General features: G+C 47.4%; 17 protein-coding genes. 7 read left to right on the forward strand and 10 right to left on the reverse strand.

The window, feature by feature from the left end:
• Positions 1-16 precede the first annotated feature (16 nt).
• From MJO57_RS19160 to MJO57_RS19180, 4 genes are all read right to left on the reverse strand, one after another.
• The gene (locus MJO57_RS19160) at positions 17-730 is read right to left on the reverse strand and encodes a hypothetical protein (protein ID WP_252017961.1); all 714 of its coding nucleotides are present in this window, start codon (positions 728-730) and stop codon (positions 17-19) included.
• Positions 731-1,010: 280 nt separating this feature from the next.
• A complete protein-coding gene (locus MJO57_RS19165) occupies positions 1,011-4,784 on the reverse strand; it encodes an ankyrin repeat domain-containing protein (protein WP_371924645.1) in 3,774 nt (1,257 codons plus the stop codon).
• Positions 4,785-4,989: 205 nt separating this feature from the next.
• Positions 4,990-5,682 (reverse strand): SDR family NAD(P)-dependent oxidoreductase, encoded by a 693-nt coding sequence (locus MJO57_RS19175; RefSeq protein WP_252017963.1) that lies wholly within the window; start codon positions 5,680-5,682, stop codon positions 4,990-4,992.
• Positions 5,640-6,332: a queuosine precursor transporter gene (locus MJO57_RS19180; RefSeq protein ID WP_252017965.1), complete on the reverse strand. Its 693-nt coding sequence runs from the start codon at positions 6,330-6,332 to the stop codon at positions 5,640-5,642. Before MJO57_RS19180 ends, MJO57_RS19175 begins: the two co-directional genes overlap by 43 nt.
• A gap of 211 nt (positions 6,333-6,543) precedes the next feature.
• Between MJO57_RS19180 and MJO57_RS19185 the strand changes: the two genes are divergently transcribed.
• Positions 6,544-6,852, forward strand: a complete 309-nt coding sequence (locus MJO57_RS19185; RefSeq protein ID WP_371924646.1) for a BolA family protein — start codon at positions 6,544-6,546, stop codon at positions 6,850-6,852.
• A gap of 35 nt (positions 6,853-6,887) precedes the next feature.
• Here the strand turns inward: MJO57_RS19185 and MJO57_RS19190 are convergent, their stop codons facing one another.
• Together MJO57_RS19190 and rlmKL are read right to left on the reverse strand one after the other, a co-directional pair.
• Complete coding sequence (locus MJO57_RS19190; protein WP_252017969.1) at positions 6,888-7,511, reverse strand: phosphoadenosine phosphosulfate reductase family protein; 624 nt, start codon at positions 7,509-7,511, stop codon at positions 6,888-6,890.
• 129 nt (positions 7,512-7,640) lie between these two features.
• Complete coding sequence (gene rlmKL, locus MJO57_RS19195; RefSeq protein WP_252017971.1) at positions 7,641-9,809, reverse strand: bifunctional 23S rRNA (guanine(2069)-N(7))-methyltransferase RlmK/23S rRNA (guanine(2445)-N(2))-methyltransferase RlmL; 2,169 nt, start codon at positions 9,807-9,809, stop codon at positions 7,641-7,643.
• 124 nt (positions 9,810-9,933) lie between these two features.
• Between rlmKL and rmf the strand changes: the two genes are divergently transcribed.
• Positions 9,934-10,164, forward strand: a complete 231-nt coding sequence (gene rmf / locus MJO57_RS19200) for a ribosome modulation factor (protein ID WP_081622191.1) — start codon at positions 9,934-9,936, stop codon at positions 10,162-10,164.
• 67 nt (positions 10,165-10,231) lie between these two features.
• On the opposite strand, the gene MJO57_RS19205 is transcribed toward rmf, so the two are convergent.
• Complete coding sequence (locus tag MJO57_RS19205) at positions 10,232-11,254, reverse strand: quinone-dependent dihydroorotate dehydrogenase (RefSeq protein WP_252017973.1); 1,023 nt, start codon at positions 11,252-11,254, stop codon at positions 10,232-10,234.
• A 163-nt stretch (positions 11,255-11,417) separates the two neighbouring features.
• Here MJO57_RS19205 and MJO57_RS19210 point away from each other — a divergent pair, with 163 nt between their 5' ends.
• A complete protein-coding gene (locus tag MJO57_RS19210; protein ID WP_252017975.1) occupies positions 11,418-15,995 on the forward strand; it encodes a hypothetical protein in 4,578 nt (1,525 codons plus the stop codon).
• Between the two features lie 51 nt (positions 15,996-16,046).
• Here the strand turns inward: MJO57_RS19210 and sstT are convergent, their stop codons facing one another.
• On the reverse strand, positions 16,047-17,297 hold the full coding sequence (sstT, locus tag MJO57_RS19215; RefSeq protein WP_252017977.1) for a serine/threonine transporter SstT: 1,251 nt from the start codon (positions 17,295-17,297) through the stop codon (positions 16,047-16,049).
• Positions 17,298-17,853: 556 nt separating this feature from the next.
• Here sstT and MJO57_RS19220 point away from each other — a divergent pair.
• The gene (locus MJO57_RS19220) at positions 17,854-19,368 is read left to right on the forward strand and encodes an IS66 family transposase (protein ID WP_252017330.1); all 1,515 of its coding nucleotides are present in this window, start codon (positions 17,854-17,856) and stop codon (positions 19,366-19,368) included.
• Between the two features lie 596 nt (positions 19,369-19,964).
• On the opposite strand, the gene MJO57_RS19225 is transcribed toward MJO57_RS19220, so the two are convergent.
• Positions 19,965-21,535, reverse strand: a protein-coding gene (locus tag MJO57_RS19225) for an IS3 family transposase (protein ID WP_252017319.1) whose coding sequence is annotated in 2 segments (ribosomal slippage) — positions 19,965-21,061 and positions 21,061-21,535 — 1,572 coding nt in all. Because the reading frame shifts where the segments join, the coding sequence is not laid out codon by codon here.
• 57 nt (positions 21,536-21,592) lie between these two features.
• Here MJO57_RS19225 and MJO57_RS19230 point away from each other — a divergent pair.
• Both MJO57_RS19230 and MJO57_RS19235 read left to right on the forward strand, forming a co-directional pair.
• Positions 21,593-21,910: an HlyD family secretion protein gene (locus MJO57_RS19230; protein ID WP_252017979.1), complete on the forward strand. Its 318-nt coding sequence runs from the start codon at positions 21,593-21,595 to the stop codon at positions 21,908-21,910.
• Between the two features lie 425 nt (positions 21,911-22,335).
• Positions 22,336-22,692 (forward strand): glycine zipper domain-containing protein, encoded by a 357-nt coding sequence (locus tag MJO57_RS19235; RefSeq protein ID WP_252017981.1) that lies wholly within the window; start codon positions 22,336-22,338, stop codon positions 22,690-22,692.
• A gap of 314 nt (positions 22,693-23,006) precedes the next feature.
• Here MJO57_RS19235 and MJO57_RS19240 read toward each other — a convergent pair whose 3' ends face one another.
• Positions 23,007-24,521: an IS66 family transposase gene (locus MJO57_RS19240; protein ID WP_252017330.1), complete on the reverse strand. Its 1,515-nt coding sequence runs from the start codon at positions 24,519-24,521 to the stop codon at positions 23,007-23,009.
• Here MJO57_RS19240 and MJO57_RS19245 point away from each other — a divergent pair.
• A complete protein-coding gene (locus MJO57_RS19245; RefSeq protein ID WP_252017983.1) occupies positions 24,520-26,133 on the forward strand; it encodes a protein kinase in 1,614 nt (537 codons plus the stop codon). The two genes, MJO57_RS19240 and MJO57_RS19245, sit on opposite strands and share 2 nt — an antisense overlap.
• The last annotated feature ends 1 nt before the right edge of the window (position 26,134 follow it).

The following is a 26,134-nucleotide window of genomic DNA, read 5'->3' on the forward strand; positions in this document are numbered from 1 at the left end:
TGGGGGTGCTGAACAGTTACTCTGGATCTTTCATCCTTTCACGATAACGCTCCCTTCGGTGCTGATTTATCAGTTTTCTTTTTTCGAAGTCTTGTTTTTTTTCATTATATTGCTCTCTTTTGTATCCAAAACGTGAACAATTACCTTCAACTGTTTCTTCTGCCGGAGTCGTTTGAACATCACTTGACGTTTGGTGCAGGTTTGGTGGGTTAACTACTGAAACTGTCCGGTAATTTTCCGGGTCAGAAATTCTGCCAGTAAGATTAGTTAACTGACCACCTGGATTCTGATGGTATGCTGGTGTGGGCTCGCTAATCTCAGGCTCGCTTCCTGATAAGCGTACCGGCTGAATAAAAGGAATGCCTGGTATTATTGATAGCGCGTCATCGACGGATTCATCACAAGAACTCCAGGGTACATATTCATCAAGAACTGATTTTGGCATGTCAGGAATATCAGTACTGAAAAAGTTTGCTGTATCAGGAAGTGTTAGGGGTTCGACATCATATTCATGCAATAAATTAAACGGATGATCGTTATCTTCGAGCTTATCTGATTGGTTATGGTAAACAGAAACAGGAGTGTTCAACGCCTGTGCAGACAACCCCTTATAGGTCATGCAGGGTTCGCTTAAGCAACAATCATACGTTTGTTCTAATAAATCCAATGAGCCAGCGCAATAATCAGAAATGAAAGGATCGAATGAAGTTAACTTATTTGAGAGATCCATTGAGTTTCTGCTTGATTGGAAATAATTCTATTATTTTGGTTGGGGTGTTGGTGTAGTCTGGGATTCACTGATAGGTCTGACAGCACCCTTTGTTCAGGATTTTGAAGATGATTAACCCCAACTGGCACTTTTTTAAAACTGGACCCACTGAGAGGGTTTTGACAGCTTTTATTGCATGGGATCAGGGAGTAATTGACTGGCGCCATTTGTTCAACTTTCGGCCCCAATGCTAAGCGACTTTGCTGCGGTGAGCTAACCAAAGGTATTCCATTTCCTAACCTCAGGGATAAAACCAGGATTCCAAAACCTCCTTTAACTCACTTTTGAGCGTCCCGGGAATTGGCATTGTTTTGACATAATTAAAGGCAGTGACAATGGATGGATGGTGGGTCCTGACGGTTCTGGCAACAACTGACAGACACTTATGCGCCAACTTATTTTGGTAATCAAATTTATTGAAACGAGCAAATGCCTGATCAATCTGTGCATCAGAAGCACCTTCCTGACATCGAATTTTCAGAACTTGCAACAGCCAACGTTTTTGATTGGACGATAACGACTGGACCAGACCAACTCGCCGGACGACAGAAGTCATTTTAAATAAAGTGGCATAGAGTTTCTTTTTCGGATCATGGAAGTCAACGGAAGCTGTCATAGCTCGATTGATGTCTTTTTTTGTTAAATGAACTCCGTTAAGGAGTAACCATTTAGACAATGTATGATGAACGTGAAATATCGCCCGTGACAATGTCCCTTGCCCAAGTGGATTTACCCAGTGAATAATATCCATCCCTTGCTCATAGAGCCAACGGACCATGGGCAGATGGCCTGCTTCGATAGCAGCATCCAAAACACTGAAGCCCCTTGGACCAGCAAAGTGAAGATCAACGCCTTGCTTATGTAACCATTTAACAATATGGAATTGGCCATTTCGGGCCGCAGAGTAAGCAGCGTCAAAGTGTACTTCATCACCGGGATGAATAGCCATGAAGTAAAGGCCCTGATCCTTTAGCCATTGCAGTATATGTAAATGTCCACCAGAAGCGGCCGCTTCCAGCATCGTTCTATAAACGCCCTCGATACCATCAGCATACTGAATGCTCGCTGTCTGTTGACACAGCCACTTAAGTATCCGCAAATCCCCCCACTCCGCCGCCAGAGTAAAGCAAGTATCGCCACCATCGGTAAGGATTTGCCAATTTGTTCCCACCTGGAAGCACCACTTAACCATCGGTAAATGGTTTCCCAAAAGCGCGCACAACATAGCTGAATCGTCAGGATGATCCAGATTAAAACCCAGCTGATGCAACCATTGAAGAAACTCAAGCTGCCCTGATTGAGCGACCCAAGTGATGTGGCCGATCTCCCTGTAATCAGACTGAAAAGTAGCCCCTCGCTGAAAGAGCCACTTTGCCACTTCAAAGCGGGCTTCAACAACCGCTATATCCAGAGCGCTGCGACCACTAGCGTTCTTTTGATGAATATCCACACCTTGTTCATATAACCACTGAATCACTGGAAGATGGCCTTTTTCTGCGGCCAGCATCAGGGCATTTTCTCTATCATGGTTAAGATGATGCAAGTTATAGCCCTTTTGCCAAAAGCAATTAACCAGAGCCAGATATCCATTTTTTGCCGCCAGCATCAGGGGGCTATTACCGCGCTTGTCGAAACAAGAGACATTCATTCCCACAAGGTAGAACCAAACCGCTAATGACTGGCGAGAACATCTCAGGGCAAGCAGCAAGAGATCTGGGTAACGCTGATGTAAAGCGATGCGTTGACCCAGCCATTTAACGACGGAAACATGACCATAAATGGTAGCCAGTGCCACAGCATCATCACCTTCGTTATTGCGACCGCCCAAAACATGCCGGAAACTGAGCCATTGGACAACACTTAAATGCCCCTTACTGGCGGCCAGATTGAGGGCACTGTCACCGAGTTTATTGAAATGATGAAGGTCCACACCCCGATTATGAAGCCAACGTACCATATCGAGATTACCGCACTGGGCTGCCAGCATAAGGACATTATTTCCGCACTCAGTGATATGAGAAAGATCAACCCCCTGTTGAAAAAGCCACTGTACCACCGATAAATGGCCATAGCTGGCGGCAAGAGACAAGGCACTGTCCTTACCACTGGAATAACGGTTAGAATTATTGGCACAATCAAGCCCGAAACCTTGCTGATGAAGCCAACGCACTGCAGCCAGCTGTCCTTTCTTTGCTGCCAGCATAAGTGCATTATTGCCAGAATAATCTGTGTGGTGGATATTAAGCCCTTGCCGTTTTAACCACTGCGCCAGCTCAATATGACCATTACTCACGGCCAGAACGAACGCATTACAACCAAAACGTTGGGGTATGGAAGCACTGCCATCACTCGCTATCTGATCCATGTCAACATCCACTGAATGCAACCACTGAACCATTGCCAATGAGCCTGCCATGGCAGCCAGAGTAACAGCATTGTGGTGCTGTTGGTTAATTTGGTGAATATTCAACCCTTTTTGCCACAGCCATTGACTCGCTTTCAGGTAACCTTTGCTTACTGCCAGAGTAAAGGCGTTATCGCCATTGTGATTTACCTGATGGATATCAACGCTTGATAGCGCAAGACTCTCCATCAGTTCCATAAAGCCACTGCCAGCAGCCAGCATGAAGGCATTATTGCCGTCTCTGTCAACGTAATGGATATCTGCGTCCAGTGAACATAACCAACGAGCCGTGGGTTCATGATGGCTGGCGGCCAGGGTCAGGGCACTGTCATGCTTTTTGTTAATCTGATGGATATTGGCTCCGTGTTGCAAAAGCAGCCGGGCCACTGTGAGATGTCCGCCCGAAACGGCCAGGAGCAAAGGACTGTTACCACATTGATTGGTTTGATTAATGCCGGAAAGCGCCTTTGGAAGCAAACTTTCGAGGAGTTCAACATGCCCACAATCTGCCGCATACATCAGACAGTTATTACCATTATGATCGATCTGACAGGGATTGACGCCCATTCGCAACAGCCATTGAACCACAGGTAAGTGGCCGCCTTTAATGGCATGATGAAGAATAGTACGACAGTCTGGATATATTTTATGGATATTCACGTTTTGGGTACAGAGCCATTGGATGATCTCAATATGGCCCTCCCGGGCAGCCAGTGACAGGGCATCACTCACCTCGTTATTGTAGTGGGTGAGTGTGCCCCCGTGCCCTGCCAGCAACTGGGCCACTTCCAAATGGCCGTTTCGGGCTGCCAGCATCAGCGCAGTATTGCCTTCGAAATTCTCCTGATTGACATCAAGCGGTGTGGTGATGAAATTTCTCGCACTGTCCAATAACCAGTGCAGTAAAGGAAGTTGTCCACTGCCCGCTGCCAGGGTCAGGACATTATCGCCGTTAAGATTGCACTGGTAAATGTTGACGCCCATCACCACCAGCCATTTCACCACCAGCAGATGCCCGCCGGGGGCCGCCAGCGTCAGAGCGTTATCACCCTGATGATTCACATGAAAGATATCAACCTCTTCCAGATCAAAACGCGTCAAAATGTCATGCTGGCCAGTTTGTGCGGCCAGCATCAAAGCGTTATTACCGGCGTGATTAAGATGATGAATATAAGCGCCTTCCCGGACCAGACGGTTGATTTCTTCACCCTGGCCATTTTGTGCTGCCAGACACAGAGGGGTGTTACCGTTGCTGTCCCCACGGTCAATATCTGCCCTTCTGCAACGCTTGACAGGCACTATTGGATCGTCACCACCAGGGCAGGGAGCATTGACTCGAACCTCTGGCTCTGAATCGGGAATATGGCATTTCCGCTTGCGTGATAAGTTGCCAGTCGAGCAGTCCAGAGTGCTGGCCACCGTATTAATGCAATGATTATCTGATTCTGGCAATTCTGAGACAGCGGGCAATGGTGCAGGAGATGGTGCAGGAGATGGTGCATGAACTGGTGCAGGAGATGATTGGGTTACACTGATGTTATTCATATTGATTGACGTTTTGATAGAATTTAATTCCCTGTATCCCAGAGAAGCGGTAGTCCATTTCAGCATATCAGCAGCGGATTGGTCAGAATGAACGTCCGACAATAAATCTATTGGACACCAGCAGGCCGTCTGAATTCCCACAGTAACAAAAAAGTTTCCCTAAATTTCAGGACAATTCCTAAGCGCCATTTCTACCTGAAGGCAGCTTTTTTATTGTAAATTCGTGTTCCATCATTAAGTAGCTACCTCGAATAACCTCCTCTGATGTCAATTACCAGACAAAGTTGGACTTCGCCATTTCTCCGTTATCCACCAGAATATCCTGTGCGGTCATGCTACGATTGACAGTCGCCATGAAGTAAACCCATTCCGCAATTTCTTCAGCACTGGCCCATTTGGGCAGTAGTGTTTCAGCCATAATGGCCCGCCATTTATCAGGATCGTCCATTACCGGCCGGTTCAGCTCGGTGAGTACGCCTCCCGGTGAAATACTGTTGCAGGTGGCACCGTATTGAGCGACCTGCAATGCAGTCCATTTTGTGTAGGCAACTACACCGCCTTTGGAGGCAACATACTCCGGAAATTCGGCACCGGAATGGGCACTGGCAGAGGCCACATTGACAATGGACTGAATCGCCGGCTGCAAACCATAGAGTCTGGTACAGTTCATTACCCCACCCAAATTGATGGCGATATCCTGCGAGGTATTTTGCACTCCGGCATTGTTGATCAGATGGGTTACCTCCCCGATTTCAGGGAGCGACTCAAGGTCAGACACATCAGCCAGTACATGATGGTAGCGTTCATTGACGAGCTTGCCCGGGTTAATATCGATACCCACCACAGTGATGCGCCGATCCTGCAAAAAACGCTCACAGACAGCCAGGCCGATACCTGCACTGGCTCCGGTAATGATGACTTTCATGTGCGCTCCCATATTTCCCTGACCTTGATCTTTCTGCACAAATACACGACAGGTGTATCACACATACTGGTCACCAAAAAAATACCGTAGCTGGTGATGATGATACTGAGCAGATCCATTACCGGAAACGTGCCGTAAAAAGCGCCAAAAGTGAACAAAACTGCATTTAACAGCTGGGAGATCATGGTGGAAGCATTATTTCGCAGCCATAGATATTTCTCGTTAAACCCTGTCCAGTGCCATATTTTGTGGTACAGCCATACATCAAAGCGCTGCGCAATGGCATAAACCAGCAGGCCGGTAATCATCAGGCGTGGAGTATTGCTGAAAATTGCCTGTATATGTGGCATGGCAAAATCCAGTGTATTGGGCATGAAATACAGCCAGCTTTGGGAAATAACAATAAACAGAGCCGAGGTGAAAAAGCCCACATTTACCGCATAATTGGACCATTTTTTACCGCCAACCTCGCTGAGAATATCGGTTATCAGGAAGGTGGTGGCAAACATGATATTCCCCAGGGTCATGTCCATACCGAAGGCATTGATCTGCACCAGTACCTCAATATTAGCGGCCACGATGGCCAGCACGGTGTAACACAGAAGCCCCAATTTACCGAACAGCCGGTAGGTTAAAATGACCATGCCGTAAAATAAGAAAAGCTGGCCAATCAATAGTAATTCGTTCAAGTGTACTCTCTGCTATCAACTGTTTTTTTGGTGTTGCAGGTAACGATTAACGGATGTTTGAAGGCACTTTTCAATACCAACATATACCGAATTATATGGGGCAGACGTTAGAAATATATAATTCCCAAGGCTAGCTACTTATAATAAGTGATTATCAGGTGAGACAAATTCCTTGTCGTTCAGACCGGGACTGAAGAGGTGATGTATGGGAATGAAAGAAAATATCATCGATAAGCTGAATGAGTCCTTGCAGAACGACGTTATCGAGGTAACCAATGAGAGCCATCTGCACAACACGCCTCCGGGTTCCGAGTCACACTTTAAGGTCGTGATTGTCAGTGAAGCATTTCAGGGAAAAATGCCGGTTAAGCGACACCAGATGATTTACGGGCTACTGGCTGACGAACTGCGCGAGCAGATCCATGCGCTGGCCCTACACACCTACACACCAGGCGAATGGCAGGCAAGAAACCAGGCTGCCCCGGCATCACCCGATTGTCTTGGTGGTAATAAAAAGTAACCGGGCTGGATCGTCAGATAGTGAAAACAATCGCACTACTGCGCAATTGAAGTATGCAGCCCACACTCTCGATGTCCGTATATTTTCGTCGGGTCGTAGTAATCTGCTTCAATCGGCAGATCGTGGGTGACCAGGTATTCCTCAACATCAAGTTCAGTCCAGTTCAGGAACGGCGCCACACGGTAATAACCCTCTTTCGTCAAACTGACCACTTCAAGGTTCTGCCGGAATTCGGTCTGGTCCTTTCGGATTGCAGTCAGCCAGTAATCCGGTGCTGATGCGTTCATGGCACGGGCAAAAGGCTCCAGTTTCACCTGGCGGGTAAACTCATCATGTTCCGGGGTATCGACCTCCGGTACACCACCATAAACAGCATCACGAAAGCCACGACTGTACTCCGGGTGAAAGATCCGGATATTGAGGTTCAGACGCTGAATCAGCTGGTCAGCAAAGCGATAAGTAGCTTTAGTACCATAACCCGAATCGATCCAAACCACCGGAATATCGGGCTTGGCCTGCGTGGCCATATGGATGATGGCCGCTTCGTGCGGCCCGAAGTTGGTGGTAAGCAAGGGTTTTCCCGCACGCTGGACAGCCCACTGAATAACAGCCTGCGGACTCAGTGTCGACAGTTCCTGATTGATCATCTTCAAATTCATTATTTTCCCCATCAACCCATAACTCAATGGAGGCACTATATGATTGATGACTTATAACCACAAAGACTAATATGGACTATAAATATTACTTAATTCAATAATCAGACTCTGTTGCTGCTATCGTCAGCCTCAGTGCTGAATACACCAGCAACGATGAATGCCCGGTCTACGCTGAAAATCGCGATCAATGGTAGCAGCCGTGATCTCTTCAACCCTGAACTTTTGCTCCAGCGCTTTGGCCAGCTGGAAACGCCGGAAGTTGTTGGAAAAGTAGAGTACTCCCGCTGGTTTCAGCCTGGCCATTGCCCGCTCAACCAACTCAACATGGGCTTCCTGCACATCAAATACTCCCCGCATTCGCTTGGAGTTTGAAAAGGTGGGGGGGTCCATAAAGATCAGGTCATAGTTCCGGGTATCCTGCTTCAGCCACTGCAGGCAGTCTGCCTGTTCCAGCCGGTGTTTGCGATCCAACAGGCCGTTCAGCGCCAGATTTTTCCGGGCCCAGCCAAGATAGGTATTGGACAGGTCGACACTGGTGGTACTGGCCGCACCACCCACCGCCGCATGGACGGTGGCCGTTCCGGTATAGCAGAACAGATTCAGGAAATCTTTGCCAGCTGTCTCTCTGGCAATGCGCAGGCGCATTTTCCGGTGATCAAGAAACAGGCCGGTATCCAGATAGTCCTTCAGGTTTACCAGTAAACGACACTCCCCTTCTTTTACCTCCAGCATATCACCGGACTGTTCAAGCTTTTCGTACTGCCGCTTGCCAGACTGCCGTTCGCGACGCTTGAAGACCACATGACTTTCCGGAATACCCAGTACGCCGGGAATCACTTCCAACGCTTCCAACAGGCGCTGATGGGCTTTTGCCTCATCAATGCTTTTCGGTGCCGCGTATTCCTGCACATGAACCCAGTCTCTGTAGCAGTCGACAGCTACTGCATATTCCGGCATATCAGCATCATAAAGGCGATAGCAGTCAATGTGCGCATGCCTGGCCCACTTACCCAGCAGCTTCAGGTTTTTCTTCAGGCGGTTGGCAAACATTTCGCCACCCGGCGTACTGGCCTTGAAGGGATGGGCGGTACTGTCCAGGGAACTCTGCCGGGAAGCTGGCTGATCCACCTGACGCTCCCGGACATCATAAAGAAACAACTTACAGGAGAGCGCACCATTGAACAGGGTATAGCTCTTCTTCGGCCCCATCCCCAGACTTCTGACCAGCGCCTGTGACGAGGTAAAGATGGCGGCCTGCCAACCCGGCGTCTGCTGTTTAATTTTTTCGCCAAGGTGTTTGTAGAGATAGACGAGGCTGGCCTCATCCCCCATACGTTCACCATAGGGTGGGTTGGCGATCACCAGTCCGGGTTGAATATCCGGATCAACCTTCAAACTCGCCAGCTCCTGCTGTTTGACAGTAATCAGCTTGCCCAGACCGGCACGCTGGATATTTGCCCTGGCTCGCCCGACCATTTTTGGCAGGCCTTCATAACCGACAATGGTCGACTTCATCGCAGCCAGACCGGCAGTACGACGCTCACGTGCTTCCTCAAGGACCGCCAGCCAGATTTTGGGAATATGCCCCATCCACTTATCAAAACCAAAACGTGCCCTGAACAGTCCGGGAGCAATGTCAGCAGCCATCATGGCAGCTTCAATCAGAAAGGTTCCCGAGCCACACATAGGGTCCAGCAGTGTACTGCCCTGTTTTGCCAGTTCCGGCCAGCCAGACCGATACAAAATCGCTGCGGCCAGATTTTCTTTCAACGGTGCTGCACCGGCTTCCAGGCGATAACCTCGCTCATGCAGGCTCTGGCCAGACAGATCAATGGCGACATATGCCCTGTTGTTTCTGGCGTGCACATTGACCCGCAGGTCCGGCTTACGGTTATCGACCGATGGGCGCCAGCCATGGCGCTCACACAACTGATCAACAATCGCATCTTTGACCCATTGTGATCCGAAACGGGTATGGGTGATATCCGGTGTCGAGCCATTGAAATCGACCCGGAAACTGGAGCCCTGATCCAGGTGTTCATCCCAATCGAAAGAGTGCACACCTTGATACAATGCCTGCTTATCGGCAGCATCCACCTCGCCTATGCGCAACAAAATTCGACTGGCCAGACGCGACCAGAGGCAAGCCTTGTAGGCCAGCTGAAGCTGACCGGAAAAGCTGACTCCGGCAACGGTTTCCGCCACGTCACTGGCTCCCAGCTCCTTCAGCTCCTCTGCCAGCAGGGACTCCACGCCCCTGGGACAACTGGCAAACAGAGTCAGCATGGTTGTACTCATAGGTCATATTCCTGAAAAAGCTAAACAACAGCTTTTATTAACTAAAAATTCTCAATAATTTCTCAACAAATGCGTCAGATTTGGATAAAACTTATAACCAGATCAGCAAGAGGCAGTTACCATGTTGAAAAGACACAAAAGGGATAAATCAGATAGAGCCTTTAATAAAGGATACCAAATAGGCCTGTCTGGCCGCTCCAGGGACATCTGCCCCCATCAGGAGCCGGATTTACGCCAGTCGTGGTTAAGTGGCTGGCGAGAAGGTCGCGTTGATAACTGGGAGGGAATGACGGGAATCTCAGGGCTACACCGAATGTATAACTTCTCTCACTCCTATTCAGCCGACCTGCTCTGATGGCGCTGATAAAAAGCCCCTTCCGGGGCTTTCAGAAATCATCTGACTCCCTGAAACACAGCCTTGCTTATGGTCCAACAGAGTAGACTGCTTCAGCTGCCTCACGAATCAACCCCGGCCCCTGGTAAATAAAGCCTGAGTATATCTGCACCAGACTGGCTCCTGCCTTGATTTTATCTGCGGCGGTCTGAGCATCCATGATACCACCAACACCAATAATTGGCAGTTTACCGGAAAGCTCACCAGCCAGCAGTCGGATCACTGCGGTTGATTTGTCACTCAAGGGCCTGCCACTCAGACCACCCGCTTCGTTGGCAGTCGCGAAACCACTGACCTTGTCCCGATCCAGTGTCGTGTTGGTAGCGATGACACCATCCAGTTCATAGGACACCAGCTCAGCAGCAACCGCGGCCATTTCCTCATCGGTCATATCAGGGGCAATTTTGATGGCCAAAGGCACTTGGCGACCATACTCTTTAGCCAGTGACGCCTGTTCTTCCTTCAGGGCTGCAAGCAGGCTTTTCAGAGCATCACCATACTGGAGTTTTCTTAATCCCGGGGTATTGGGAGAAGACAGGTTAACGGCCACATAACCGGCATGAGGGTACACTTTACGCAGACAAATCAGATAATCCCGGTTGGCATCTTCAACCGCCGTGGTCAGGTTCTTGCCAATATTAATACCGATAACGCCCTGGTACCGGCTTTTTTGCACATTCGCGACCAGCTGATCAACCCCAAGATTATTAAACCCCATGCGGTTGATCAGCGCTTCTCTCTCAGGGATACGAAACATTCTTGGCTTTGGGTTACCGGGCTGCCCAACCGGTGTCACGGTTCCCAGCTCTAGAAAACCAAACCCCAGACTGCCCAGGCCATCAATACACTCGCCATTCTTATCAAGCCCTGCTGCCAACCCAACCGGATTGTTAAAAGTCAGCCCCATCACTTCTCTTGGTTTGGAAGGGACTTCAGGTGCCATCAGCCGGGTAAGGCCAAGACGTCCTCCAGCGCTGATCATTTCCATCGCGAAATCATGAGCAGTTTCAGCAGAGAGGCAAAACAGGGCACTTCGTGTCAGTTTATACATAGGAGTGATCGATCAGTATGCGCCAGACAAAAATTCGGAGGATTATACGACCTCCAATCCCTTTTGTCTCTGCCAAAACATTTACAATAAGCAGATGAAACCATCATCCACCGGTCCGGTCTGAACAATTGGTTAACTGTTCTTCAACATTCTGGGCAAAATAATGCAGCCGGTTCTTGCATCGTCTAATCTCCCCCTTAACGCTCCAGCTAATACCTACTCCCCTCGACAGCCTCTTGAAACGGCAAACAATGGCGAATGCCCGGATTTCAACAACACCTCAATTCACCATCGCCAAACCCGACCAGTCCAGCTTGATAACAGCTATTTCTCCGACTCAACCCGGAATAATCTGGAAATACCGTATTCAGACAGGGAAACAGGACGGTTAACCAACAAGCCAGCAAGAAAAACGACACTAACAGACACAGATACCAGCACACTGGACAGCCAGCCCTCTGCGACTGAAAACATCAATCCCGGCAATACGCCAGTCAACAAAGAGGCTGCCACTCAACCAGCCCCTCCTCCGGAATACCCAATACCAATAGAAGCAGAAAGCACTTACTGGCAATCTACAGCGCAGTATATTCTGTCGGGAATCAGAAAGCTGGCTAACGCCGTCTTGCCAACACCATCACAAGCCCTGGAGCATATCCATCTTGATATGCCATGCTTCAGAGAAGAACATGCAGGCCATCAATACATTGACCTGCCTATGAATGTCGATGCCATCGATAGCGACTTGAATAGCAGGGGACAACCCGGTAGCAGGGATCAGCCCAAAAGAGCTCAGTCCCAAATAGCGAGTGCCAGCACATCCTTTGAATCCGAAGAAACTGACGATAGTACAGCAGAAACAGCCCAGAGAGCGCCCTGCGTCAGCGCCAGGAAACATCACTCGCCCTTAAAACTTCAGGAAATCTACCAACAGTCACTCCCCATCGAGAAACTCTCTTCACAAACCAGCGGCGACTCCGGCAGCACATTAAACGGTATGGAAGATGAGCAGCCTGAGTTGCTTATTTCTCTTTATCCCCATGGCATCCTGCAGCTCCTGTTCATTTTATTCCCTGAAACCGCTGTTGACATTCTCAAAAGCCGGCTTGAAAAGCTGAGCAGTACCTCTGTGGATACCTTTGAAAAACTCCAGAAATCCCGGATAGGAAACCGTGATAAGTTCAGGCTCACTTTGGAGACAAACCTTGCAACGCTCAGGGAAAACCTCAACGACCTTGAAAGTGACCTGCACAATGCCTGCTTCCAGCTCGCGATGTTGAAGAACCTGAGAAAATTCGAGCACCAATACCATGTGTACTCCCTCGAATCGAAAATGGATGCCGACTTCCTGGTGCAGAAAGGAAGACTTTCTTCAGAGCTGCTGGCAACTTCACTTGACAAAATCGAGGGTAACCTGCTCAAAGATCCTAAACCACTCAAGCCCACTACCTGGCTGAGAAGGCTCGGTTACCAGTGCAAAGAACGTGAATTTATTTTAAGAGGCGCCATGGGTAGCCTGGCAAAATATCAAATGAAACAATCCGCCCAATCCGTACTCACCGAGCTGATGAAGCACCCACCAGTCAATATAACGGTTTCCGGAACAGATACCGGCATGAGGAATACCGTTAATCATTACATCCGGGAACAGCCTGAAACCGTTATCAAAGTGTTGACTTATCTGGTTTGCCTGAACGTAAAACAGTATCGAAGCATAAGCAATATCAAGGCCGCCAAACTTGTCCTGACCACGGGTCAGGATGCGTGCACAGCGGAGAGTGTTCGAGCCTTGCTTGATAGACTGACCAGACAAAATCTTATGCCAGAACCAACCAAACAGCTGGAACATGAGATTGGTCGGCTACATGCCGAACGCCTTGCCCATGCGCTTGAATCGTCCCAAACTGAAGCCAGTCTGCCAGAGCTGATGGATCAACGACAGCATATCCTGAATCTTAAGTTACTGAATCCTGAAAAAACAAAACCGACCTCCAGTGGCAAGCCAAACCGCCTTGTTTCTGCTGAGCGGGAAGTTTCTGCCCGGTTAATTCATCATTTTCTGACCGCTCAATCATCCCCGGGTGAACCTGAACTATTTTCACACTGTTTTTTTTTGCAGCCACCAACGTCTGATCGTATCTTCACCGTACTGTCAAAAACCAGCACTACCCCCGAGAAATCGTTTTATCTGGCCACATTACGATTCATCGATGCGATGAACCGCTCCGGGCAGGACGACAGCTATGAGGGTGACTTACACTGGATGCAGTGCCACTACGACATGACCTACCATGAACAACAGCTGTTTATTGATCTGATCGACAAGGCAGAACCCAGCCAGTTGCTACCCTTTGATCATTTCGAGCAGAATATCAACGCTCTCCTGCGACTGGCAACAGCAAGAAAGCAGACCGGTCTTCGACCACTGAACCCTGACGCCTATACCTATGCTCTCAGCCACCTGGATTTTGTCTGGCAGGAAGAAGAAAACATTGAAGACATCGTTGCAGAACTTTATCGCAAGCGATATTTACGACTGCTGCATTATGATCCCTATACCGAGTTCTTATCATTATTCAGCGATGCATGTAATCAAGGGAAGAAGCTACGGAGAACAATAGCGCCTAAAGCAGGATTGCTGATCAATGCGCTCAAAAAGTCAGGGTTGTCTAATGCACTCGACTTTCTCTATCGAGAAGGCAAGGGACTGATATCGTCCCTATTCTCTCTCGGCAATCCAATCCACGCCAGAATCACCAGCACCCTGAGCACCATGCTCAAAGTGGCACAGCAAAACCCAAAATTTTTTCGGGTCATGTGCGGGGATTTCGCACTATTAATACCTCGACTGAAAAGTCTCCTTGGGTATGACACATCGATAACAGGGCTGCTTGAAAACATCAGCCTCTGTATACGCGGCCAGGCTCTGGCTTCGCTATTCTCTGGTGACCAACCACAGCAACTGGATGCTGACCCATTAAAAAATCCGGAAATTGCCACGGTATTCAGGCGATATCAACTGCTCCGGGACATGATTAACATTGCTGAAACAGGACTACCGGTTGCTGAAATATTTCAGGGAATGAGTTGGCACCGAGTTAAAGAGAAGGCAAAAACATTCCTCCTGAACGTTTCGTCCACCTACCTTGCCAGACAGTGTGTCCGCCACATGAAGCCGCCGATTATCAGGTTGTGCAATAACCTTCTCTATGCCAGGGATTTAATGCCCAGCCTGACCCTGAGGCTGACCTCAGACTTTCTTGTCTCTATGATCCCAGAGGAAACAGCCAGACTTGCACACCATATTGGTCGACGCACCAGTGTAATCGGTGGTTTTTTGAGCTTTTTTCTGGACCCGCTAATCCTGCGCTTTGACCGATACCAAGAGACAATCAACAATGTAATAGCCAACCCATCCAGCACGGACGCCCGCAATGAGTTAACATCAGAGCGGAAAAAAGTTGCCGGCATTCTGGGCGTATCGTCGGTGCTTTCCACTGCAGCCATTCTGTTTGTTAATACCTTTAAGATCATTATTTTTTTCAGTAGCCCATGGTTGACAACTGCCTGCATCGGGATCATTACTTTCCTTGGCAGCAGCTGCTTCGTGGCCCGGCGCTATAACGACATGGATGAAATCTGGACATCATTATCCGAAACCATCTCTGAACAGATGAAAAGAACCTTTGCTGCAGACAGCCCAAAGGCTATTGAGGCCAGAAAACGAATTGATACCATCAGCAAGGCTAATCTGGCCAGGTTAGAGGAGCCTATAGATCCAGAACGATCAAGTTGGCAAATGGCTAAAAAAAATCATCGCCGAATAAAACTGAGTCAACTCTGGTACCGACTTCCTTATAAAAACAAGGAGCTCATCCATCAGGACATTCGAAGAAAAATAAGGGCAAAACGCCCTGAAATAATGGAGGAGGCTTATTACCTGAATCACTTATTGAAAGCCAGCACATTGTTGAAAAGCGCCATAAAGAATCCGGAAAAAATAATCGCTGACCCGGAACAACATACTGATTTCAACCAACAGCTGGCCAGGCTGCATTTCAAGCCTATCCCTGCCGGGAATTTTTCTGCCGAGCTAACCATTCAGGAAGAGACAATCGCTAATTTTTTACAATATACCTATGGAACCGTTGACTTGGGTGACAGCATTGAGGAGATCATGGATACCATTGAAAGTTACAATAGCAAGCTGTATCTGGGGGCTTATCTGGAACATCTGGCCTGTATACACGACCTTAAGTCAACGTTTTTGCATACCAACATGGCTACTGATGAGCCACAGGTACAGGCTTCAGCAAGGAAGCCGGCTGGCAATGGTTCAAAGCTATCGTTTCCTGATGTTGTTGATGTCATTGCACTGCGGAAAATGATCAAAAAAGCAGATCTCGAGTTTGCCGGGCAATGGCTGGAAAGAGAGCGACAGGTGCAGGAAAGAATGATGAAAACCGTAACCCGCCAGGCATTGCTCAAAACCCTTGAAGATAAGCAGAAACACACAGAGCAAAGTATTGCTGCCGCATTGGCAACTTCACTGTATAAAGCAAACCTTGAGATTCAAACCAGCAAACTGAATGAAGCAGCTTTGCGTCTGGCTACTGATGACACACATCCGTCAACTCAACATCAGTATCAACATCAGTATCCTCTGCTGGCCACCCATGGCTGCGGCTATAAACCACGGGAGGCTTGCAAACATTTAGCAGGGCAAGTTCCGGTAGCATGAAAGGCTGCGAATCAGCAGGACATGCTACCGGCATACAGATAACGACCCGGCTTATAGGCTAACGGAAGGTGCCTCTGACACAGCTGCTTCTTTCTGTTCCGCTGCCATGCATGCAGCTGCAGTAAAGACAACATCCGTAGAACTGTTCAACGCCGTTTCCAGAGAGTCCTGAATCACGCCAATGATAAAACCGACGGCAACGACCTGCATGGCAATATCATTGGAGATACCAAACAGGCTACAGGCCAGCGGGATCAGCAACAGTGAACCACCGGCCACACCGGAAGCGCCACAGGCAGAAACAGCAGCGACAACGCTGAGCATCAAAGCGGTTGGCAGGTCAACGGGAATACCCAGTGTATGCACCGCAGCCAGGGTCATGACCGTGATAGTAATGGCTGCGCCCGCCATATTGATGGTTGCCCCCAGGGGAATGGATACTGAATACGTATCTTCATGGAGGTTCAGGCTTTTACAAAGCTGCATATTCACGGGAATATTGGCTGCAGAGCTACGGGTAAAGAAGGCCGTCACACCACTTTCGCGGATACAACGCAACACCAGAGGGAAAGGATTCTGACGAATTTTCAGGTAAACCATCAATGGGTTAACGATAAAGCCAATAATCAACATACTGCTGACCAGAACCGCCAGTAACTTACTGTACCCTACCAGCACCCCGAAACCGGTCTGCGCAATGGTATTGGCAACCAGGCCAAAAATACCGATGGGAGCCAGCTGGATAACAAAGCGCACAATGGCAGAGACCGCCACTGACAGATCATGGACCATAACCCGGGTAGACTCACTGCCATGGCGCAATGCCAGGCCCAAACCGATAGCCCAGGCAAGAATACCGATGAAGTTACCGGTCAGCAGCGCTTCAACCGGATTCTGAACAATCTGAAACAGGAGGGTATGGAGAACTTCCATGATACCTTCCGGAGGCAAGGCTCCACCGCTGCTGGTCACCAGCGTCAGCGTTACCGGAAAGAGAAAACTCATGGATACGGCGACAAAAGCAGCCGCCAGCGTGCCAAGAATATAGAGGAAAACAATCGGCCGCATATTAGTATGCTGCCCCTGTTTCTGGTTGGCAATAGAAGAAGCCACCAGAACAAATACCAACACAGGGGCTACCGCTTTCAACGCCCCGACAAACAGGGAGCCAAGAAAAGAGATTGCCACCGCCGTATCCGGTGAAATAACCGCCAGACCAGCACCCAGGGCAATACCAGTGATAATCCTGAGAACCAGGCTGGTGTTTGCCATTCGTTCATACAATGATTGGGCTTGACTCATGATTTACCTGCTGTACTACGTTCACGTTTTTATCAGCCAAAACTGCAGGGACTGGAAACCGCCCCAAATAGATCCTTCAGTTCTATAAGGCCAGCATTCATGGAATTTCGGCTATGCACATCTTCATGGTTTGACAACGGATTGCCGTGATGCTCAACAACCCGGTGTTCATAACGCAGGGAGCATTCACCGAAAATTATAATCTCTACAACAGATTCCTTGGTTCGTTTCAGGGCAGGAGAAAACTCTGGCCAACCCTCAGCCAGAGAGAGCCTCCTTCTCATAACACGTTGATACCTTTTGCAATCGGGGAACAGTGTAAAAGCTACAGAGCTTCTGTTACCTGATGAACAAAGGCAGCGTTATGGAATGGAGTGGGATGCCGAAGCTTCAGCAAACCAACCTATTCATGAAATTCCTGAACATGAAAGTACTACTGGTTTATGGGGATTACGTAAAGATAGTATGTAACTGTTCAGCACCCCCACATAAATCTGGAATTTTCTGATTTTTATACCATCCTCTTAAGCACCATTTTTCCACAATATTCGCCAGCATGATTCCAGAACTACCCGCAACTATGTCGGCTGAGATTCTCTTGAAAGAGAATGCAGAGCTGCGGATGAGAGTTGCCTGTCTGGAAGAGCGATGTCGAGAATTGGAAGAAAAGGTTGGCAAGAACAGTCAAAACAGCAGCAAGCCGCCATCGTCTGATGGTTATCAAAAACCTTGTAAAAACAGTAATTCTCCAGATCATTCTGACGACCTTTCCGCAGATAAAGGTACCGATCCATCGGATGAAAAACCCAATCCTAAAAGTCTGAGACAGTCTTCTGGTAATAAAGCCGGTGGAAAGAAAGGGCATCAGGGCACTTGTCTTAAACAGGTCGATATCCCTGACTATATTGAGTACCTTCCGGTTAAAGAATGCAATAAATGTCAGGCGTCTCTTCTTGATAGTGAGCCGGTCAAATATATTGAACGACAGGTGTTTGAACCAGGGAGACCGGGTGAATTTGAAGTAACGGCCCATAGAGCTGAAGTAAAAATCTGCACTTGTGGTTGTCGGAATCAGGCTGAATTCCCGGAAGGTGTTACCGCTGCCGCACAATATGGCTCAGCCACACAGGCTATGGCCGTCTATCTTAACCAATACCATTTCCTGCCTTTTAAGCGCGTGTCAGAGTATTTTAATACTCTCTATAAAATGAGTGTAAGTGCAGGCACTGTCGCCAATTTTGTGGCCAGAACCTATGAAAATCTGGCTTCTACTGAAGAGGTTATTCGTGACGCCTTGCGGGAATCGTCTGTTGCCGGAGCCGATGAAACGGGTATGCGGGCCGAGGGCTCTTTGCACTGGCTACACGTTATGCGGGATGAACAATGGACGCTCTACTACTTGTCTGAAAAGCGAGGTCGTGAGGCCATGGACACGATGGGCATACTGCTAACATTTGCAGGCGTTCTGGTTCATGATCATTGGAAATCCTATTTTGCATATGCGGCAACTCACGTACTTTGCAATGCCCATCACCTGAGGGAGCTTTTGGGTGTTGTTGATAGGGACAGCAATCAACTGGCGTTGCGATTGATGAAGCTACTGAGGCTTTCCTGGCATTACTGCAAGGGCTTTAAGACCATAGGTATGCTACAGATGCCAAGTGTTGTCTGTGAACGAATCGAGAAGATTTATGACCGGTTGCTTCAGCGGGCTCTAATGAAAGAAGTCGTCTATATGGAGAAGCAACGAGAGGAGCTTAAGCGCAAGAAAGTCAAGAATACTAAAGCTTACAATCTCTTCAAACGACTCACTGAGTTCAAGGCTGAGACACTGCGCTTCATGTCAGATTTTACCATTCCCTTCGATAACAATGGCAGTGAACGGGATGTTCGAATGGCCAAGTTAAAGCAGAAAATCTCAGGCTGCTTCAGGAGTGCAGACGGTGGTTCTATGTTTGCACGGATTCGCAGCTATTTGTCGTCTGCCAGAAAACAGGGAATGGACATATATCAATCACTTCATAGAGCTGTTCGGAATTACTGTAATATGCCTTTGCTCAGTGCTGAATAGTTACGATAGTATCACAGTAATGAAGATAAGAAAGCCCATTAAACGCACCACGACAACCTTTTTTAACGGGATATTTATCCAAAAAAAAACACCAGACAGAATTATATTTTTATTATTAAAATGAAAACATGAAAATCAACCAAACCAAACACAATAGCCTTCACAATACTCTGCTCCATCATCAAACGACAGCTCAGAATCCGTTGCGGTCTGGATCCGTCGAAAGAGAATCAACCCAGACCTCAAAATCGAGCACGTTACTGTTTATCACTGTCCAAAGGCTGGGAAATCCGTTTGTATCCAGGACGTGATCACAGGGAATAAGCGCACAATGGTCATAACGTAAACAGGCTCAGAACACTTTATAACCAGCTGATATTAAAGGATTTAACTTTATTGACGCACATCAATAAAACACGCTGAATGGACTATATAGGTGATTGCCGTATATCAATAGTTGGTTATACTGCACCGGCGGTAAAAAAACAAAAATATAGAGAGATTAAGAGATGAGCACAGAAATAGATAAACCACCTTCAAAAGAAAGTTTCGGTGACAACTACAACGGTGTTTGTCAACATAGTTGTCGCCTCAACTTAAGCGGCTTTGCTTAGTTGATCATCAGCAGGTCTGTCGGGATTCAACCAGACTTCATCAGCCAGATCCCAGTTCCTTGTTGACCTCTTTCCCCAGCGCTCTGGGTGACGTTCTTTGGCTTGTTCATAAACCTTTCTGCGGTTAGCCATAAGCACCTTGGTTTCACCACGATGCCTTTGCCCGGGTGTCAGAAATTTCAGCCCACTGTGCTTGTGCTCTTCGTTGTACCATTGGGCAAAACCATGCACCCAGCTACGTGCTGCTTCAAGATCAGCAAATGGCGTGCGCGGATAACCAGGGCGGTATTTCAGGGTTCTGAATATGGCCTCGGAAAAGGGGTTATCATCACTGACCCGGGGACGACTGAATGAGCTCACGACCCCAAGACGCTGCAGTGTTGACAGCATAGTGCCACCCTTCATGGGACTACCATTATCTGAGTGCAGAACCAGTGGCCACTCCAAGGCTGCAATTCCCTGTTTGATACAGGCTTTAGTGATCATTTCTGATGCATGCTCAGCTGATTCGGTTTCATGAATTTCCCATGTAACAATCATACGACTAAAGATGTCTATCACCAGGTACAGGTAATAAAACTGCCCCCGTATCGGAGAGCGCAGATAGGTAATATCCCAGGACCAGACCTGGTTGGGTCCGGTAGCACACCAGGACGTTGGCTTATACCTGTTTGGCTTGGCAGCACTGCCCCGATGATGCTGTTGCCCTGTTTCCTCCAACACCCGGTAAAATGTCCTTTCAGACCCCATATAGAGACCTTCATCTAACAATGTGGGCACAATCTGGCTGGGCGGAAGGCTTTTGAACCGCTCGCTGTTACAGACGTCAACAATCGCCTGTCGCTCAGCTTCAGAAAACTTGTTAACCGGTTCTGGCCTGTCAGCATTTTTGCGATTATCTGCGCGCACGTCATCACCCTGCATCCAGCGTTGTACAGTTCTTTCTGTAAGACCAAGGGCTTTGCAGGCTTTTGACTGACGAGCCCCATCTTTAACTGCCTGTTTAATCAGGCTAACAGCATTTTGTCGATCCGGGAGAGAGACTAATCGTCCTCTGGCGCCCCCCAGATCTCTTGGGCCTTTTTTGTGAGTACCAGCAAGGCAGCAGTTTCTGCTAACGCCTTGTCCTTGCGATTGAGTTCACGCTCAAGCTTTTTGATGGTTTTCTTATCTTTTTTGTGTTCGTCAGACAGCGCCTTACGCTGTTTTGACTGACTTTCAGGCTGGACAGAAACACTGTTAATAAAGGCAGCCTTCCACTGCTGAATTTGTTCAGCAAACAGACCTTTTTTACGACAGTATTCAGCCATTTCTGCTTCATTTAACGCAGCCGTTTCAATGATTACGGCTAACTTGTTTTCAGTTGTCCATTGATCTGGATTCTTTCCGTCGCCCGGCACAGGCACTCCTTTAGATACTGCTTTCTTTCGCCAAGTGTACAGGGTCACATCAGAGATACCAGTCTCACGTACCAACTGCGAAACTGGCACATTATTGGGTGGCATCATCTTCTGAATGATGGACTCTTTGAACTCTTCTGAATAGCGGGCCATTGATTACTCATAGACCGCCCCCTGTTGAGATTTCTAATTTCAGGAGAGGCGACAACTATGCTGACACAGGGGGATGAGATCATGCCCGGCATGGCCGCCAAGGTCCGCTTTACGGCCTACAACTACCGGGATTACCTGCCCGTTGATGGCATTTTGCAGCGTATCTCCGCCGACGTGGTAACCGACGAACAGACCCGGGAAACCGCCTACGTGGGGCAGATTGAAGTGGCGGTCAATGAGCTGATGGCCCAGGACATCCTGCTCTACCCGGGTATGCCTGCCGAGGTGCTGTTAACTCTGAACGAGCGCTCGGTGGTCAGCTATCTGTTTGAGCCATTGCTGCGCAGTTTTAACCGGGCGTTGCGTGAGAGTTAACCGGCAAGCTGTTCAACACCCTCGGCCGGTATCAGATCCTGACGCTTCAGGCGGATAAACCAGCGGTTCGTTCGCCTCACCCGTTTGATCAATGCGCCCTCGTCTTGTTCTGGAGTGCACTGGGTACTTTATTATCCAGTGATTGCATCCATTGATTGAACTATTTATCGATTCAACGGCCTATGAGGTAGTAATAATTGCTCTGATTAACTGCTGGAAGATGGCAAAAACAGGACAAATCACAGTGCATTATTATCTCACAGCTAGGATTCGGGGAAATTACGTCTCCGGTTCTATCCTGTACCTTTAAAGTAGGTGGAAGTTTGGTTTTAGATATTTTTTCTAACCAATCATGAAGATGTAGTCAGTCTAAGGCCATGGATAACAAGGGATTGAACTAATTACTGATTATATGGTCAGGATATATGAAAGCAAACTACCAACTACTTAAGGTGTTAACTTATAAAAATCCAACCAGGGAGTTGATTCATATGCAACCTCAAAATGACATCTATTTCAGTATAAACATTAGATATCAAGGACCTAATGACCCTTCATGTGCTTACGCTGCGACTGGCTGTATGACTGGCAGTATGACTGGCTGTATTGCTGGTTCCTTTGCGGGTCATTCGGTTAAAGGCTGCGTCACAGGGGCGATAATAGGCAGTTTATACGGAGGTTGTTTCAAGGAAACTCGTACAGAAAATCCTGTTGAAGAAGTATTTTTTAATAGAACACTCGTTATTCGATTGCCAAATACGCAGCATATGCACAGAGAATAAATTTAAAGACTATTTCAGCTCATTAAATTTCCTTGGCCGGAATATTTATTGCTCTTCTTTTTCTCTATCAGCTTGACCCACCTTTATGCCCTTCAGTGCCTTATGGTACTGGGATTACACCTCAGTTCATATCAAAGATTTTCATACTAACGTATTATTTTTTATGCTGTTTTCTTACGCTAGCATGTATTTCAGAATCAATATTTATTGGTACCTGGTCCAATCCACTGAATAAATGACAAGGAATTTTTGTATGAATATACCAAGGTTGATCAGTAAGCCTTATTCGGACGGATATAAAAGATCATGCGTAACTATTCAGCACTGAGCAAAGGCATATTACAGTAATTCCGAACAGCTCTATGAAGTGATTGATATATGTCCATTCCCTGTTTTCTGGCAGACGACAAATAGCTGCGAATCCGTGCAAACATAGAACCACCGTCTGCACTCCTGAAGCAGCCTGAGATTTTCTGCTTTAACTTGGCCATTCGAACATCCCGCTCACTGCCATTGTTATCGAAGGGAATGGTAAAATCTGACATGAAGCGCAGTGTCTCAGCCTTGAACTCAGTGAGTCGTTTGAAGAGATTGTAAGCTTTAGTATTCTTGACTTTCTTGCGCTTAAGCTCCTCTCGTTGCTTCTCCATATAGACGACTTCTTTCATTAGAGCCCGCTGAAGCAACCGGTCATAAATCTTCTCGATTCGTTCACAGACAACACTTGGCATCTGTAGCATACCTATGGTCTTAAAGCCCTTGCAGTAATGCCAGGAAAGCCTCAGTAGCTTCATCAATCGCAACGCCAGTTGATTGCTGTCCCTATCAACAACACCCAAAAGCTCCCTCAGGTGATGGGCATTGCAAAGTACGTGAGTTGCCGCATATGCAAAATAGGATTTCCAATGATCATGAACCAGAACGCCTGCAAATGTTAGCAGTATGCCCATCGTGTCCATGGCCTCACGACCTCGCTTTTCAGACAAGTAGTAGAGCGTCCATTGTTCATCCCGCATAACGTGTAGCCAGTGCAAAGAGCCCTCGGCCCGCATACCCGTTTCATCGGCTCCGGCAACAGACGATTCCCGCAAGGCGTCACGAATAACCTCTTCAGTAGAAGCCAGATTTTCATAGGTTCTGGCCACAAAATTGGCGACAGTGCCTGCACTTACACTCATTTTATAGAGAGTATTAAAATACTCTGACACGCGCTTAAAAGGCAGGAAATGGTATTGGTTAAGATAGACGGCCATAGCCTGTGTGGCTGAGCCATATTGTGCGGCAGCGGTAACACCTTCCGGGAATTCAGCCTGATTCCGACAACCACAAGTGCAGATTTTTACTTCAGCTCTATGGGCCGTTACTTCAAATTCACCCGGTCTCCCTGGTTCAAACACCTGTCGTTCAATATATTTGACCGGCTCACTATCAAGAAGAGACGCCTGACATTTATTGCATTCTTTAACCGGAAGGTACTCAATATAGTCAGGGATATCGACCTGTTTAAGACAAGTGCCCTGATGCCCTTTCTTTCCACCGGCTTTATTACCAGAAGACTGTCTCAGACTTTTAGGATTGGGTTTTTCATCCGATGGATCGGTACCTTTATCTGCGGAAAGGTCGTCAGAATGATCTGGAGAATTACTGTTTTTACAAGGTTTTTGATAACCATCAGACGATGGCGGCTTGCTGCTGTTTTGACTGTTCTTGCCAACCTTTTCTTCCAATTCTCGACATCGCTCTTCCAGACAGGCAACTCTCATCCGCAGCTCTGCATTCTCTTTCAAGAGAATCTCAGCCGACATAGTTGCGGGTAGTTCTGGAATCATGCTGGCGAATATTGTGGAAAAATGGTGCTTAAGAGGATGGTATAAAAATCAGAAAATTCCAGATTTATGTGGGGGTGCTGAACAGTTACGATCATGCAATACTGCTGACCAACCTGATATTGGTTCATTTTTAACAAGACATGTTAAGGTTCCATCTCCATTCGACCAGAATGAAACCCGGCATGGCTCAGGTGCTAAACCTGGAGGACTTTCTGTAAGCCACAATAAAAATCCAACAATTCAATCTGCTACCGACTATTCCAGAGACCGGGGAAATGCTCAGGAAGTCACCCAGCCTCGGATATTAACAAGAGCTAAAGATTTAGTTCCTGAGGAATCAGGACAATTGTTGCCATTCAAATACAAAGATCTTGTAATCAAGAAACTGAAAAACGTTAAAAAGTCTATTGGGGAAGGAGGGTTTGGCCGAGTTTTTATGGCAACGATATTTCCAAAAAAAGACTGGGTGAATGATCAGGGAAGAAAAAAATTATCTCGTGTTTATGCAGTAAAAATTAACAAGTGGATAACCTCATTTAAAATAAAAGAAGCAAAGTGTCTAAGAGCTGCTGGTGAGTTTGGATTCACACCCTGGTATAAAAAGAATTGTGTCGTGATGCACGACAAAGGCGCTAGCTTAGACAAGCTATTACCTTCCGGGAATGACAGCGATGCTTATGGATTGGGTTCTAAGATAATTCCTGCCAACCAAAGACACAGCATTAGCAAACAGGCGATGCAATGTTTGCAAAAAATTCATAGCAAAGGAATTTTGCACTCAGACATTAAGCCGGGAAATATCGCAATTAATAGTCGTGGTGAAGTATCTCTTATTGACTTTGGTCTTGCTATCCAATCAAAAGGCCAAGTTAATAGTAAAACAGAATTTAAAACCTTATCTTTAACACCAAGATACTGTTCGCCAGAGGCCTTTGGTAAAAAAACAGCCACTCAGAAATTAGACATCTGGGCCATGGGTATGGTAATGCTTGAAATGGAAACCGGACATAGTCCTGTAATGTGCAAGGCGAGTAAATTAAGTGAAGTGCCGATAATGCATAGATACCTTTGTATGCTAAAACCCGAGTGCAAGTTAACTTTATTCGCTAAATTTGATGAAGAAGCATACCGACGGACTATTAATTACATCGAGCATAACCCAAGAATTTCGCAAGAGTGTAAAGAAGTTTTGCTAGCGTGTTTTGAACTTGATCCTGATAAGCGACCAACGGCCGAAGAGTTACTAAATTATCCTTATTTTCGCGAGAAGGAACTGCATGAAATGAGTTCTATGGAACTCAATGTAGCTCATGGTAATGCCTTTAAAGCGTTGGTGGAGGCAGAGAAGGCCATTGAGGCTGCGGATCAATCAACTTCTGGAGGAGAACACCGACTTCAGGAAAATCTTGAGCGCTGTCAATCGAGAGTTAAAGAGATACAAAACAGGATAAAAGCACTGGACGAGAGAGCAGAGGAACTAAAAGCCATAAGGGTAAGGCGAGAAGAGGAATTAAACGCCTTGAGATCAGAGATTGAGCAAGAGCTCAACATCAACGACCAGGATCAAAGACCCGGATCAAAATTGTTTAAAAGGGTTGGGGGCAGATCCTGAA

The sequence above is a fragment of the Endozoicomonas sp. SCSIO W0465 genome (genome assembly GCF_023716865.1).
Lineage (GTDB): Bacteria > Pseudomonadota > Gammaproteobacteria > Pseudomonadales > Endozoicomonadaceae > Endozoicomonas.